Annotated in this window: 15 protein-coding genes and 1 tRNA gene; 5 read left to right on the forward strand and 11 right to left on the reverse strand. The window is 71.4% G+C overall.

The features are described from left to right. Nucleotides 1–16 precede the first annotated feature (16 nt). From KV100_RS09830 to KV100_RS09850, 5 genes are read right to left on the reverse strand one after another with little or no spacing between them, the layout of a single operon-like run. Entirely contained in the window at nucleotides 17–1,492 is a 1,476-nt protein-coding gene (locus tag KV100_RS09830) for a penicillin-binding protein 2 (RefSeq protein ID WP_220342788.1), read from the reverse strand. Next, nucleotides 1,489–2,874, reverse strand: coding sequence for an FtsW/RodA/SpoVE family cell cycle protein (locus tag KV100_RS09835; RefSeq protein ID WP_220342789.1), 1,386 nt, complete (start codon nucleotides 2,872–2,874; stop codon nucleotides 1,489–1,491). The genes KV100_RS09830 and KV100_RS09835 overlap by 4 nt, the downstream gene beginning before the upstream one ends. After that, a complete protein-coding gene (locus KV100_RS09840; protein ID WP_220342790.1) occupies nucleotides 2,871–4,196 on the reverse strand; it encodes a PP2C family serine/threonine-protein phosphatase in 1,326 nt (441 codons plus the stop codon). Before KV100_RS09840 ends, KV100_RS09835 begins: the two co-directional genes overlap by 4 nt. Nucleotides 4,197–4,204: 8 nt before the next feature. Then, complete coding sequence (locus tag KV100_RS09845) at nucleotides 4,205–4,696, reverse strand: FHA domain-containing protein (protein WP_220342791.1); 492 nt, start codon at nucleotides 4,694–4,696, stop codon at nucleotides 4,205–4,207. Beyond that, nucleotides 4,693–5,541 (reverse strand): DUF3662 and FHA domain-containing protein, encoded by an 849-nt coding sequence (locus tag KV100_RS09850; RefSeq protein WP_220342792.1) that lies wholly within the window; start codon nucleotides 5,539–5,541, stop codon nucleotides 4,693–4,695. The genes KV100_RS09845 and KV100_RS09850 overlap by 4 nt, the downstream gene beginning before the upstream one ends. Before the next feature lie 189 nt (nucleotides 5,542–5,730). Between KV100_RS09850 and KV100_RS09855 the strand changes: the two genes are divergently transcribed. Both KV100_RS09855 and KV100_RS09860 read left to right on the forward strand, forming a co-directional pair. Further along, nucleotides 5,731–5,813 (forward strand) — tRNA-Leu (locus KV100_RS09855). Nucleotides 5,814–5,901: 88 nt separating this feature from the next. After that, nucleotides 5,902–7,146: a D-arabinono-1,4-lactone oxidase gene (locus KV100_RS09860; RefSeq protein ID WP_220342793.1), complete on the forward strand. Its 1,245-nt coding sequence runs from the start codon at nucleotides 5,902–5,904 to the stop codon at nucleotides 7,144–7,146. Here the strand turns inward: KV100_RS09860 and KV100_RS09865 are convergent. From KV100_RS09865 to KV100_RS09875, 3 genes are read right to left on the reverse strand one after another with little or no spacing between them, the layout of a single operon-like run. Continuing rightward, on the reverse strand, nucleotides 7,143–7,943 hold the full coding sequence (locus tag KV100_RS09865) for an SDR family oxidoreductase (RefSeq protein ID WP_220342794.1): 801 nt from the start codon (nucleotides 7,941–7,943) through the stop codon (nucleotides 7,143–7,145). The two genes, KV100_RS09860 and KV100_RS09865, sit on opposite strands and share 4 nt — an antisense overlap. 34 nt (nucleotides 7,944–7,977) lie before the next feature. Further along, on the reverse strand, nucleotides 7,978–8,568 hold the full coding sequence (locus KV100_RS09870) for a TetR/AcrR family transcriptional regulator (RefSeq protein WP_220342795.1): 591 nt from the start codon (nucleotides 8,566–8,568) through the stop codon (nucleotides 7,978–7,980). Continuing rightward, entirely contained in the window at nucleotides 8,561–9,409 is an 849-nt protein-coding gene (locus KV100_RS09875; RefSeq protein WP_220342796.1) for an alpha/beta fold hydrolase, read from the reverse strand. The genes KV100_RS09870 and KV100_RS09875 overlap by 8 nt, the downstream gene beginning before the upstream one ends. A 77-nt stretch (nucleotides 9,410–9,486) precedes the next feature. Here KV100_RS09875 and KV100_RS09880 point away from each other — a divergent pair, with 77 nt between their 5' ends. Next, entirely contained in the window at nucleotides 9,487–10,122 is a 636-nt protein-coding gene (locus KV100_RS09880; RefSeq protein WP_220342797.1) for an HAD-IA family hydrolase, read from the forward strand. Between the two features lie 9 nt (nucleotides 10,123–10,131). Here KV100_RS09880 and KV100_RS09885 read toward each other — a convergent pair whose 3' ends face one another. The 3 genes from KV100_RS09885 to KV100_RS09895 form a co-directional block, all read right to left on the reverse strand. Continuing rightward, nucleotides 10,132–10,788 (reverse strand): hypothetical protein, encoded by a 657-nt coding sequence (locus KV100_RS09885; RefSeq protein ID WP_220342799.1) that lies wholly within the window; start codon nucleotides 10,786–10,788, stop codon nucleotides 10,132–10,134. 72 nt (nucleotides 10,789–10,860) lie between these two features. After that, a complete protein-coding gene (gene arfB / locus KV100_RS09890; protein ID WP_374226666.1) occupies nucleotides 10,861–11,262 on the reverse strand; it encodes an alternative ribosome rescue aminoacyl-tRNA hydrolase ArfB in 402 nt (133 codons plus the stop codon). 44 nt (nucleotides 11,263–11,306) lie between these two features. Further along, entirely contained in the window at nucleotides 11,307–11,723 is a 417-nt protein-coding gene (locus tag KV100_RS09895) for a CoA-binding protein (RefSeq protein WP_220342803.1), read from the reverse strand. Nucleotides 11,724–11,789: 66 nt separating this feature from the next. Here KV100_RS09895 and KV100_RS09900 point away from each other — a divergent pair, with 66 nt between their 5' ends. Together KV100_RS09900 and KV100_RS09905 are read left to right on the forward strand one after the other, a co-directional pair. After that, the gene (locus KV100_RS09900; RefSeq protein WP_220342805.1) at nucleotides 11,790–12,818 is read left to right on the forward strand and encodes an HNH endonuclease family protein; all 1,029 of its coding nucleotides are present in this window, start codon (nucleotides 11,790–11,792) and stop codon (nucleotides 12,816–12,818) included. A 36-nt stretch (nucleotides 12,819–12,854) separates the two neighbouring features. After that, nucleotides 12,855–13,229, forward strand: coding sequence for a DUF1330 domain-containing protein (locus KV100_RS09905; RefSeq protein WP_220342807.1), 375 nt, complete (start codon nucleotides 12,855–12,857; stop codon nucleotides 13,227–13,229). Nucleotides 13,230–13,236: the final 7 nt, after the last annotated feature.

Below are 13,236 nucleotides of genomic sequence, written 5' to 3' on the forward strand. Positions count from 1 at the left end.
CCGTGCAGAGGGCGTGTCATCGACCGATCACCGCCTCCATGACCGATCTGGCGATGGGTCCTGCCAGCCGGCCGCCCGAGATGTCGTCGCGTCCGGTGCTTGAGGACTCGACCACCACCGCGACCGCGACCTTGGGGTCGTCGGCGGGGGCGAACGAGACGAACCAGGCGTAGGGCGGACGGTCCGACGTGGACTGCGCGGTGCCGGTCTTGCCGCCGACCTCGACCCCCGAGATCGCGGCCGACGAACCGGTGCCGTTGTCGACGACGTCGACCATCATCTGGCTCAGCCCGGCCGCGGTGCCGCCCGAGATCGCGTCGCGGATCTTCTCCGGCTTGGCGGTCTCGATCGTCTTGAGGTCGGGCGAACGCACCGTCGACACGAGGTAGGGCTTCATGAGCGCTCCGCCGTTGGCGATCGCGCCGGTCGCCATCGCCATCTGCAGCGGGGTCGCCGACACCTCGAACTGCCCGATGCCGCTCTGCGCGAGCTGGGGCGGGTCGAGCTCGGCGTCGGGGTCGCCGGTGAACTGGCTGGGGTTGCTGGCGACCTGCTCGATCGGGCGGGTCCCGAACCCGAAGGCATCGGCCTGCGCCTGCATGGCGGCTTGACCGACCTTCATCGAGAGGTCGCCGAAGGTGACGTTGCAGGAGACCTCGAGCGCCTGGGTCAGGGTGATGTTCTTGCCGCCGCAGTTGCCCCCGCCCTGGTTGACCAGCTGGTATGACCCGAAGCCGGGTGCGGACAGGGCGCTCCCGCCCTTGACCTTGCTGGAGGGGGTGAGGTCGAGGTTCTCCATGGCGGCGGCAGCGGTGACGATCTTGAACGTCGACCCCGGCGGCAGTGTCTGCTGGGTCGAGCGGTTGAGCATCGGCTGGTCCTCGTCGGCGTTGAGCCGGTCCCAGGCCTCGGTGACGGCGATGAGTTTGTGGCTCGCGAGGACGTTGGGGTTGTAGGTCGGGGTGCCGGTCATCGCGAGGATGGCGCCGGTGCTCGGGTCGATCGCGACCGCAGCGCCCTTGGCGTCACCGGGGAGACCGTCGAGGCCCTCGGCGGCGGCTCGCTGGGCCTTGCGGTTGATCGTCACCGACACGCTGCCACCACGAGGCTGGTTGGAGCCGATCAGGTCGACGACACGGTTGACGAAGAGCCGGTTGTCGCTGCCGGAGAGGATCGAGTTCTGGGACTGCTCGAGGCCGCTGCGCCCGTAGGTGTAGCTGAAGTAGCCGGTGATGTCGCTGTAGAGCTTGCCCTCGGGGTAGCGGCGCTGGAACTTCCAGACGTCGTCGACCGGGACGCTCTCGGCGATCGGTCGGTCGCCGACGAGGATCGGGCCGCGCTCACGGGCGAACTGCTCGTCGATGACACGTCGGTTGCCGTTCTTGGCGTTGAGCGTGTCGGCGTCGACGAACTGGATGTAGTTGACCCCGAGGAGCAGCGCGACGAAGAGCATCAGGCACACGATCGACATCACGCGGATCGGCCGGTTCACAGCTTCACCACCTGGGTCGAGTCGTCCATCTCCAGCGGCGCCGCCTCCGGGGGCGGACGCCGGCTCTGGTCGCTGATCCGCAGCAGCAGCGCGACGATCGCCCAGTTGGCGAGGATCGAGGACCCGCCGTACGACATGAACGGGGTGGTGAGGCCGGTGAGCGGGATGATGCGGGTGACGCCGCCGACGACGACGAACACCTGGAGCGCGAAGGACACGGCGAGACCTGTCGCGAGAAGCTTGCCGAACGCGTCCCGGCACAGCAGCGCGATCCGCAGCCCTCGCTCCACGATCAGGCCGTACATCAGCAGGATCGCCATCGCGCCGGCGAGCCCGAGCTCCTCGGCGAAGGAGGCGAAGATGAAGTCGGAGTAGGCGAACGGGGTGAGGAAGGGGTTGCCCTCACCGAGCCCGCGTCCGAGGAGGCCACCCCACGCCATGCCGAACATGCCCTGGGTCAGCTGGAACGTGCCCTCGGTCACCGGGAAGGGGCTGAGCCAGGCGTCGACACGGCTCTGGACGTGGCTGAAGGTCGTCGCGGCGAAGGTCGCGCCCCCGACGAAGAGAAGGGTGCCCACCACGAGCCACCCCGGCCGCTCGGTGGCGACGTAGAGCATGACGACGAAGAGGCCGAAGAACAGCAGCGAAGAACCGAGGTCGCGCTGGAAGATGAGGACGCCGAGGCTCACGAGCCACGCGGCGAGGATGGGGCCGAGGTCGCGGCCGCGGGGGAAGTCGATGCCCATGAACCGCCGGCCTGCCAGCGCGAGGGCGTCGCGCTTCACGACGAGGTAGCCGGCGAAGAAGATCGCCAGGCAGATCTTGGCGAACTCGCCCGGCTGGAGACTCAGGCCGCCGACCCGGATCCAGATGCGGGCGCCGTTGATCTGCGTCCCGATGACGGGCAGCAGCGGGAGGATCAGCAGCACGAGCGCGGTGAGCCCGAACGTGTAGGTGTAGGCCTGGAGCTTGCGGTGGTCACGCACGATGAGCAGGACGGCCACGAACAGGGCCAGGCCGATCGCGGTCCACATCACCTGGCGTCCGGCGAACTGCTTGGCCTCGTCGCCGAGGCGGTCGAGGCGTGCCAGGTCGAGCCGGTAGATCATGGCGACGCCCAGCCCGTTGAGGGCGACGACCAGCGGCACCAGCACCGGGTCTGCGTACGGCGCCACGAACCGGACGACGAGGTGCGTCGCGACGGCGATCACCACGAGGAGGACGGCGAGACCGGCGACGAAGCCCGGGACCTTGCCGCGGGCGCCGAGCCCGACGGCGCAGAACGCGAAGATGACGATCACGAGAGCGAGCGCCACGAGGAACGCCTCGGCACCTCGGCGCTTGCGGTGGACGACGGCGGGGCTGGTCGCGGGGGTGCTCACTCGACGCCTCCGCACTCCGTGCCGGGCGCGTTGGCCTGGGCCGGGTCGGCGCAGCGGGCCGCAATGTCACGGAGCTGGTCGATCGTGTCGCGGGCATCGGCAAGGGAGGTCGACGTGATGCCCTTCTCGACCTGGTTCGCGCGGAACGTCGGCAGCGACGCCAGCGTGATGTCGGTGACCTCCTCGACGCTGTCGAGCTCGAGGAGCGGCAGGTCGGCCTGGATGCCGCGGAAGATGGCCACGTTGCCGTCGGACGTGCCGACGTAGTACTGGCGCTGGGTCCAGTCGTAGGTCAGCTTGGCGGCGAGGGCCAGGAGGCCGACGACGACCGCGATCACGACCAGTCGCCGCAGCCACACGTAGCGCTGAGGCGGCCGGGGGGCGTAGCGGAGCGCCTCGGGGTCGGCGGTGCCGTCGCCGTTGACGCCGGCCGCACCGGTGTCGCCCTCGAGGTCGTCGTCGCTCGCCGGCACGGCGTCGAGGTTGGTCGCGGTGGTGGGCCCGGAGCCCGGTCGCGCCTGCTCGGAGGCGGCTCCGACGAGCATCGGCTGCCCGTCGGCGGAGGCGAGGGTCGGGTCGGGTGGGGCGTCGAGGTCGATGATCTCGCCCAGGATGACGGTGACGTTGTCGGCACCGCCGCCTGCCAGCGCCCGCTGGACCAGCTCCACGGCCGCCACGTCCACCGTGGGGGCGTTCGCCAGGACGTGGGCGATGGAGTCGTCGTCGACCATGTCGGACAGACCGTCGCTGCACAGCAGGTAGCGGTCTCCCAGACGCGGCTCGATCAGCGTGAGGTCGGGCTCCGCGTCGTCGCGACCGAGCAGGACGCGGAGGATCAAGGAGCGGTTGGGGTGGGACCGCGCCCCCTCGGGGGTCAGGCGGCCCTCGTCGACCAGGCTCTGGACGAGCGTGTGGTCCTTGGTGATCTGGTGCAGGTGGCCGTCGCGCATCAGGTAGGCGCGGGAGTCGCCGATGTGGGCAAGGCCGAACGTCGTGCCGTTCCACAGCAGGGCGGTGAGCGTCGTGCCCATCCCCTCGACGCTCGGGTCGTCCTCGATCACCTCGGCGAGGCGGTCGTTGGCCCGGTGCACGGCGCCGGCGAGCGCCTCGATCACGTCGCCGTTCGGCGGCCGGTCGAGGCGGCGTACGACGTGCATGACCTCGGAGGAGGCGAGGTCTCCGGCGGCCGCGCCTCCCATGCCGTCGGCGATCACGAGCAGGTGCGGGCTGGCGTAGCCGGAGTCCTGGTTGGAGTTCCGCCTGCGTCCGACGTCCGAGAGGGCGACGTAGGTGTAGCCGAGGCGTGTCTGGTGAGCGGGCAAGGGGCGTCCTACTTCCGGAGCTCGACCACGGTTTTGCCCAGGCGCACGGGCATGCCGAGGTCGACCGGGACGGGGGACGTCACACGTTGGCTGCCGAGGTAGGTGCCGTTGGTCGAGCCGAGGTCCTCGACGTACCACTGCTCGCCGTTGGTCGAGAAGCGCGCGTGGCGGGTCGAGACGTAGTCGTCGTCGAGCCTGATGGCGGCGTCGGTGCCGCGGCCCAGCAGGATGTCGGCGCCCGTGACCGGCACCAGCTGGCCGGCGTTGGGCCCGTCGGTGACCACGAGCGTCGACGGCATCCCGCGCTTGGGCTTGCGGCCCTTGGGTGCGCGGGGCTGCTTGGACTTCTTTTGCCGCGGCGGCTGGGGCTGCGGCGCGCGCGTCGTGTCGACCTTGGCACCGAAGATGTCGGAGCGGATCACGGAGACCGCGGAGAGTACGAAGAGCCACAGCACCGCGAGGAATCCGAGCTTGATGAGGGTGAGGGTCAGCTCGGTCACCAGCGACCGCCTTGTGGCCCGGCCTGCGGCGGCGGCTGCGAGGGCCCGGCGTACGGCGGCGGAGATCCGGGTGCGGCCGGCGCGGGGCCGGGTGGGGCCACCGGGCCGGTCGGCCCGACCGGGGGTCCGGGGCGCGCGTGCGGGTTGCGGACCACGACCAGCGTGTTGCCCAGCTGAACGCGTGAGCCGTCGGTGAGGACGGCGTGGGTGACGCGACGCCCGTCGACCACGATGCCGTTGGTCGAGCCGAGGTCCTCGATCGCGACGCGGACGCTGCTGCCCTCGAGGAAGACGCGGAACTGAGCGTGCTTGCGGGAGACGCCGGGGTCGTTGATGCGCAGCTGCGCGTCGGTGCCGCGGCCGATCACGACACCGGGCGGCTCGACGGGGTGGCGCACGCCGTTGACCTCGAGGACCACCGGTGCCTTGGCGACGGCGGTGTCGGTCATGCGGACACCCGCGGCGGGGGTCACGGCGGCGGAGGCGCGCGAGCGGATCCGGAAGCGCCCGGTCGTCAGGTCGGGCTGGTGGACGAACTCGAGCTTGAGCGGCCCCGCGAGCGTGTAGTGCTGCTCGGCCACGTGCTCGTGCACGAGCTCGGAGAGCTCGCCCGAGAGCGTGCCGCCGTACGGGGCGAGCCGCTCGTAGTCGATCTGCGAGAGCTCGACGGTGAAGTCGTTGGGGACCAGGACCCGGTCGCGCGAGAGGATCTGAGCACCGTTGTCGAGCTCACGCTGCAGGGCAGCCGCGATCTCGACCGGTTGGACCGCACTCTGGAACACCCGCGCGAAGGCGCCGGAGACGGCATCCTCGAGCCGCTGCTCGAAGCGCTGGAGCACTCCCATCGCCGCGACCTCCTCCTGTCGTCTGGTGCCGTCGTCGAGCGGACACGCGTACTCTCGCGGAGATGACCCCCGCACGTCCACTTGATCGTATCGGGCCGACATGAGCGGGTGTCGCCGTCACACGCCCTACGGTGGACGGCCACCCACAGATCGGGCCTCGGTGACGGCTGTTAGACTCACCAAGCACTCGCGCGAGTGGCGGAATGGCAGACGCGCTGGCTTCAGGTGCCAGTGTCCGCAAGGACGTGGGGGTTCAAGTCCCCCCTCGCGCACACGACACGATCCCGGTCAGGTCTCCTGGCCGGGATCTCGTGCGTCCGGGACCTGCCACCCGAGCCTCGGCCGTGGGACGGTGGACTCGTGACGACCCCGGGTCGCAACTGGGCCGAGACCCACACGTACGCGGCAGCCGCCCTGCGCCGTCCGTCGAGCGTGGACGAGCTCCGCAGGGTTGTGGCGGACTCTCCACGCGTGCGTGCGCTGGGCAGCCGTCACTCCTTCCACGACCTCGCGGACTCGGCCGGGCTGCTGGTGAGTCTCGACGCGATCCCGCGCACGGTGGTCGTGGACGCCGACGCCGGCACGGCCACGGTCGGTGCCGCGGCCTCGTATGCCGAGATCGCGCCGGTGCTGCACCGTGCCGGCTGGGCGCTCGGCGCCATGGCGTCGTTGCCGCACATCTCCGTCGCGGGTGCCGTCGCCACAGCGACGCACGGGTCGGGGGACGCCGCCCCGACGCTCGCCGGTGCGGTCACCGCCCTGGAGACGGTCGGACCCGACGGCGACCTGGCGTGGACGACCGAGGCCGACCCGGACCTCCGCGGCGCGGTCGTGAGCCTCGGAGCCCTGGGGATCGTCACCCGGGTGACGTTGCGCGTCGAGCCGACGTACGACGTCCGTCAGGACGTGCGCAACGCGGTGCCGTGGGAGACGGTCCTCACGGACTTCGACGCGGTCTCCTCGTCGGCCGACAGTGTGAGCCTCTTCACCCGGTGGGGAGGCGACGTGGTCGACCAGGTCTGGATGAAGAGCCGTCGGCCGACCGGGCCGACCGTCCGGTGGGGGGTGCCGGCGACCGTCGGGCAGCACCCGATCCTCGGCATCGACGCGATCCACGCCACGGCGCAGCTGGGAGTGGGCGGGCCGTGGTTCGAGCGGCTCCCGCACTTCCGTGCGGGGTTCACACCGAGCGTCGGTGCGGAGATCCAGAGCGAGTACCTCCTGCCGCGCGGCCGTGCCACGGCGGCCTTCGAGGCGCTGCGTGCACTCGGTCCGCGGATCGACCCGCTCCTGCAGGTGAGCGAGATCCGCACGGTTCCCGGAGACGACCTGTGGCTGAGCCCGGCGTACGGCCGCGACACCGTCGCGATCCACTTCACCCTCGTCCGCGAGCCCGACGCCGTGCGGCGGCTCCTGCCGGAGATCGAGGAGGCGCTGGCGCCGTTCGGGGCTCGGCCGCACTGGGGCAAGTGGTTCAGCCTCGGCGCGGACCGGATCGCCGAGCTCTATCCGCGCCTTCCCGACTTCCAGGCCCTGGCCGACAGCCGGGACCCCGACCGGTGCTTCCGCAACGCGTTCCTGGAGCGGACTGTGCTCCGCTCTTAGAGTCCTGCGCCGGCGAAGACGTCACGGCCCTTGCCGCCCTTGGCGAAGCGCATGCCGAGCTCGAGGCTGCCGACGCGCTTGAGCGTCGCACCGTGCTTGGGGTTGGACAGGATCATGTCGACGATCGCCGGCGCGGCGTCGTCCACCGGGTCGGCGAGGATGTTCATCGCCTTGCGCACCCTGGCAAAGCCCTCCGGCCCCAGCTCGCGGGCCTCTCGGATCATGCCGTCTGTGACGACGACTCCCGGGCTGACCGACGCGATGCGGACGGGGCCGCCCGCGGTCTCGCGCACCAGAGCATCGGTGAACGCCCGCAGGCCGCGCTTGGTCGAGCCGTACACGGTCATGCCGGGCCGGATCTTGCCGTCCGACCCGCCACCGAGGATGTTGACCAGCTGGCCGTGCCCCTGGGCGGTCATGCCGCGTACGGCGACACGGCTGCCGAGGATCGTGCCGACCATGTTGGAGGTGACCATCTCGACGATCCAGTCGGGGCGCAGGTCGACGACCGGGTGGACCGTACGCGCGACGCCGGCGTTGTTGATCCAGAGGTCGATGGTGTCGAGCTGGGCGGCCGCTGCATCCCACAGGGCCTGGACGGCGGCCGGGTCCGAGACGTCGCACCCGATGCCGAGCACCCGACCGGGGGCATCGGCCTCCTCGAGCCGCTTCACCGCCTCGGTGACCGAGTCTTCCCGTCGGCCGGTGACCACGACGTCGTAGCCGCGTGACCGCAGCTCCCGAGCCAGGCCGAAGCCGATCCCTTTGCTGCTGCCCGTGATCACCGCGGTCGCCATGAGTTGAAACGTATATGATAGGAACAGCGTTCCGCTAGGGGGTCGTGCCCAGGGTGGAGAGTCCGGTGACGACCACGTCGAGCAGCGCGTCGAAGCTCGCGTCGAGGTCGGCGGGGAGACGGAAGCCCCGGTCGAGCTCCAGGCTCACGAATCCGTGCACGGCGGACCGGAGGATGCGCACGGCGTCGACGAGGTGGTCGTCCGCGACGTCGGCGCCGCGGACGACGGCCGCGAGGATCGCCACCGCATCCCCGCCCGCGCGGGCGAGCGCGGCGTCCGCCGGGTCGTCAGGGTCCGCGGGGACCTGCACCGCGGCGTACCGGCCGGGGTGCTCGCGGGCGTAGTCGCGCATGGCGTGACCGAGCGACCGGATCGCCTCGGGCCCGGAGCGGCCGACGGTCGCCTGGCTCGTGAGGCGTACGAGGTCGCCCACCGCGTGCACCCCTACCTCCCGACGCAGGTCGGCGAGAGACGCGACGTGCTTGTAGAGGCTGGGCGTCGAGACGCCCGCGGCCGACGCGACGGACGCGAGGGTGAGGTCGGCGAACCCCGTACGGCCGCCGGCGTCGACCACGTCGAGCGCGATGGCGACGACCCGGTCGTGGTTGAGGCCGGCCCTAGGCATCGGTGCCGCTGGTGGTGGAGGCGAGGAACGGCAGCAGGACCGCGAGGACCTCGTCGGCGGCCTGCAGCTGCGGATAGTGACCGACCTCTTCGAGCACGACTCCGTCGGCGTCGACCGTCTCGCGGGCGTACGCGAGCTCGGCCGCGGCGTCGGAGAAGTCGGGGTCGGCGGAGCCGAAAACGGCGAGCACGGGAGTGTGGACGTCGGAGAGGCGCCGCTCCGCCTGACGGTGGTCGAGAGCGACCGCGAGGCGACGCAGCGAGCGCAGCCGCGCACGGTCGCGGTACGTCGCGCGGAGCGTCGCGAGCCGCTCGTCGAGACCTGGCGTCGGGCGACCCTTGCTCAGCGCCGACCGGACGTACCACGTCCAGAAGGCGCCGCCCCACGGCCACGCGAAGACGGCGCGATAGACGAGCCGCAGCAGGGCGGCCACCGCCGGGGACGCCGCCTCGCGGTAGAAGCCGGCGAGAGTGACCACACCGTTGACCAGGTCAGGCCGGTCGGCCGCGGCGATGACGGCGGCCGACCCGCCCATCGAGCTGCCGACCAGGACCGCGGGGCCGGCCGCGAGGTGCTCGACGAGCGCGACGAGGTCGGAGGCGGTGACCGCGTCGCCGTACGAGCGGAAGCCGGTGTCGGAGTCGCCGTGGCCGCGCAGGTCGGTGACGACGACGCGGTAGCCGGCCTCGACGAGGACGGGCACGAGGAGCGCGTACGTCGCTCTGACGTCACCCATGCCAGGGACGAGGACGACGAGCGGCCCGTGTCCGGAGTCGGTGTAGGTGATCCGACCCTCGGGGAGGGCAAGGTGATGAAGGGTCTCAGACGGTAATTGGCTCATGCTCTTCACCGTACGGCTAATGTCCTTAACTTTCAAGGCCGACGACAGCCCGCAACCACCACACCAGGAGTCCTCACATGACTGTTCGCCCGTACGACGCGGTGCTCTGCGACATCGACGGCGTGCTTCGACACTGGCCTGCTGCCGACGACATCGACACCAGTCACGGGCTTCCCGCGGGCACACTCGCGAAGGTGGCCTTCGCCCCGTCACGCCTGCACCCTGCGACCACCGGAGCGATCACCGACGAGCACTGGCGCTCACTCGTGACCGCAGACCTCGCGGAGATCTGCGGATCGACCGAACGCGCCCATGCCGTGGTCGACGACTGGTCCGGCCTGGTTCCCGTCGTCGACCACGAGGTTGCGTCCCTCCTCCGCCAGGCACGCTCGGTCGCGACCGTCGCCCTGGTATCCAACGCGACCACCCGGCTGGAGCGGGACCTTGTCCAGCAAGGGCTCGACGACCTCGCCGACACCGTGGTGAACACCTCTCGCGTCGGCCACATCAAGCCTGACCCCCGCGTCTACTTCCTGGCCGCCGAACGGGTGGGCACCCCGGTCCACCGCTGCTTGTTCATCGACGACACCACCGCCAACGTCACCGCAGCCCACGAGGTCGGGATGACTGCCCTGCGCTACCAGAAGATCGACGATCTCCGCGGTGCCCTGGCGCCGCTCCTCGGCACAGCGTCAGGCACGCAGCACACGTGATCTGCCGGGTCACTCGACCCAGGTCGTGCCCTCCTGGAAGATCAGCTCGCCTTCCTCGACCGACAGCGAGTCCTCGGGCCACTCGTCGGGGTCGGTCGGCAGGAGGCCCTCGTTGGCGACGGCGAGCGTCACCTGGGCGACGGGCACGATGCCGGCCGTCTCGCCGAGCGCGCTCCAGCCGCCGAGGCCGTTGCTGTGCGCGAGTGCATAGAGGGCCTCGCCGAGGTCCGTCACCGGGCCGTCGATCTCGTCGGGCGAGGCCTTCTGCGCCACGCTGCCGGCAGCGACGACCGCCTGCGGGTCGGTGATGCGGTAGTCCATGCGCTGGAGCACCGTCACGCCCGTCACCCGCTGCCCGGTGAGCGGGCTGCCGTCGTGGTCGTGGTCGTGCGTGGCCTCCTCGTCACCGTCCTCCTCGATGATCGCGAAGGGCGGGAACGTCCCGCTGTAGTCGTACTGCGCCTCGTCGTACGCCTCGAGCGCCGCGGCGAGCGCCTCCTTGGCGGCGGTGATGGTGGGGACGTCGGCATCGGATCCCGCCGCGGCGACCGCGACGGCATGGGTGCGCAGGGCGGAGCTGAGGGCTTCGGCGGCGCGGACGAACTCGTCCTTCGCCTCGTCGGTCCAGCGGTCCTGGCCAGGGTTCTCGGGCTGCTCGTCGGTCATGCTCGGATGGTATCGCCGGGTGGTTTCGGCCAGCGCGGCTCGTGCTCCGCGGGAGCCCCGCGGCACCGAGCGTCAGTCGGCGTCGCTGACCCGCCCGCGGTTCGACTTCGTCTGTGCACGGCGGCGTTTGGCCTCGATCCGGCGGCGCTTCGACCCGCGGGTCGGCTTCGTCGCGACGCGCGGGCGCGGAGGTGGCGCCAGGGCCGTACGCAGGCGTGCGGCGAGGCGTTCGCGTGCGGCGACGCGGTTGCGCAGCTGCGAGCGGTGCTCCGACGCGGTCACGCTGATGCGGCTCGACCCGATCACCGACACCAGGCGGTCGCGCTGCTGCGGTGACAGCACCTCCGACGTCGCGGCGTCGAACACGACCTCGACGCGGCTGTCGGTCGTGTTGACCGACTGTCCGCCAGGCCCGGGCGACCGCGAGAACCGCTCCTCGATCTCGCGCTCGGGCACCACGAGCCCCCCGGGGATGCCGGGACCCGGGGGTACGACGAGAGGGCCGCCCACCCCTGGGGTCACGCCGACCGCCTTCCCCACTCGATCAACGGGCAGGTGTCCATCACCATCGCGAGACCCGCGGCCCGGGTCCGCTCGAACGCGGCCACGTCGATCACACCCAGCTGGAACCACACGGCCCGCGCCCCGGTGGCCACCGCCTGGTCCGCGAAGGGTCCTGCTGCCTCCGAGCGCCGGAAGACGTCTACGACGTCGATCGGGAACGGCACGTCGGACAGCGTCGCGTAGCCCTGCTCGCCCAGCACCGTGGGTGCGTCGGGGTGGATGGGGACGATGCGCTTGCCACGCGTCTGCATGACCTTCGCCACCTGGAAGGCGGTACGGGAGGGGTCGCCGGAGAGCCCGACCACGGCCCACGTCTTGAGCTCGTCGAGCATCAGCGAGATCGCGGCCGGGTCCTGCCAGTCACTGTCCATGAGGTCGACGTTAGCGCCGGGGTGACCGCCTCGCCCGAGGTCGGGGCCGACGTGTAGAACACCTCTGTGACCTCACGTACGGCGCGACGCCTCCTGGCCGCTGCAGCGGCCCTCCTCGTCCTTCCCGCCTGCGGCCCTGTGGAGGTGGAGACCGGCACCGAGCAGGCGGCCCAGGCGGTGACGACCACGGCGGCTCCCCCTGCCGGGAAGCCGGCGGAGCAGGTTGCCGACCAGGTCACCAAGGCGCGGGCGATGCTCGGCCGCCTCCAGGTCGCCGGTCGCGCTCCGAAGACGGGCTACGACCGCGTCGGACGCTTCGGTCAGGCCTGGGCCGACGTCACCCGGAGCGGGTGCGGCACCCGCGACAACATCCTGAGCCGCGACCTCCAGGACGTGAGCAAGCGCAACAAGTGCGTCGTCGTCGGTGGACGCCTGGCGGACCCCTACACCGGCACCACCATCACGTTCCGCAAAGAAGACGCGAGCGCCGTGCAGATCGACCACGTCGTGCCGCTCTCGCTCGGCTGGCAGCTCGGTGCGCAGCAGTGGCCGGTGGGCAAGCGCGTGACCTTCGCCAACGACCCGATCAACCTGATGGCGGTCGACGGTCCGACGAACTCCAGCAAGTCCGACTCCGGCCCCGACGCGTGGCTCCCTCCCAACAAGGCCTACCGCTGCACCTACGTCGTGCGTTTCACCCGGGTCGCCGCCGCCTACGAGATGCGGGTCACGCAACCGATGAAGGACGCGATCAGCCGCATCCTCGACGGCTGCACACGCGTCGACGGCACGCCCGCCGACCTGAAGCCGCTGCCGACGTCGACGTGGGCGTACGCCGCGAAGTTCGCCGGAGGCACCGCTGGAGACGCGGGCGCCCCGACGAGCGCCGCACCACCGGCGGCCAAGGGGCCGAGCGTGGCGCCGACGGGGAAGTCGTGCCCGGCGAAGGCGCCGATCAAGGGCAACGTCCCCGACGGCGGCGGCGCACGCATCTTCCACGAGCCGGGCAGCCGCTCGTACGCGGTCACCGTCCCCGAGGCGTGCTTCGCCACAGCGGCCGACGCGCAGGCCGCGGGGTTCCGCGCGCCACGCTGAGCCCGCGGGCAGGTGCGGCTGTGCCACGATGCGCGCATGGCTGTCGATCCCCGCGGTGCCGACCTCAAGCGCTACCTCGCCGACGACCCCGGGGGTCCGGTGACCATGCTCAACCTCCTGCGCTTCCGGGAGGGTGGGCGCGAGCTGTACGCCAGGTACGCCGCGGCGCTCGAGGAGACGTTCCTCCCCCGCTACGGCGGTGAGGTCCTGTACGCCGGCGACGGGGCGACTCCCCTGGTCGCCGAGGACGGGCAGGCCTGGGACGCGGTCGCGCTCGTGCGCTATCCCTCGCGCGAGGAGTTCAGCCGCATGGTCGCCGACGAGGACTACCAGAAGGTCACGCAGTGGCGTACGGACGCGCTCGAGGAGGCCGTGCTCCAAGCGACCGCGGAGTGGCCCGCGCGCGCCTGACCCGGCC

Origin of the sequence: Mumia sp. zg.B21 (assembly GCF_019550855.1) — a bacterium.
Taxonomy (GTDB): Bacteria; Actinomycetota; Actinomycetes; order Propionibacteriales; family Nocardioidaceae; genus Mumia.

What these genes read in the sequence shown, in the direction of transcription:
- KV100_RS09865 (WP_220342794.1), bottom strand. Translation starts at nt 7,943, where the DNA reads ATGGCGACCGCGGTGATCACGGGCAGCAGCAAAGGGATCGGCTTCGGC.
- KV100_RS09895 (WP_220342803.1), bottom strand. Translation starts at nt 11,723, where the DNA reads ATGGACAGTGACTGGCAGGACCCGGCCGCGATCTCGCTGATGCTCGAC.
- KV100_RS09905 (WP_220342807.1), top strand. Translation starts at nt 12,855, where the DNA reads ATGGCTGTCGATCCCCGCGGTGCCGACCTCAAGCGCTACCTCGCCGAC.
- KV100_RS09870 (WP_220342795.1), bottom strand. Translation starts at nt 8,568, where the DNA reads ATGCCTAGGGCCGGCCTCAACCACGACCGGGTCGTCGCCATCGCGCTC.
- KV100_RS09850 (WP_220342792.1), bottom strand. Translation starts at nt 5,541, where the DNA reads ATGGGAGTGCTCCAGCGCTTCGAGCAGCGGCTCGAGGATGCCGTCTCC.
- KV100_RS09875 (WP_220342796.1), bottom strand. Translation starts at nt 9,409, where the DNA reads ATGAGCCAATTACCGTCTGAGACCCTTCATCACCTTGCCCTCCCCGAG.
- KV100_RS09880 (WP_220342797.1), top strand. Translation starts at nt 9,487, where the DNA reads ATGACTGTTCGCCCGTACGACGCGGTGCTCTGCGACATCGACGGCGTG.
- KV100_RS09885 (WP_220342799.1), bottom strand. Translation starts at nt 10,788, where the DNA reads ATGACCGACGAGCAGCCCGAGAACCCTGGCCAGGACCGCTGGACCGAC.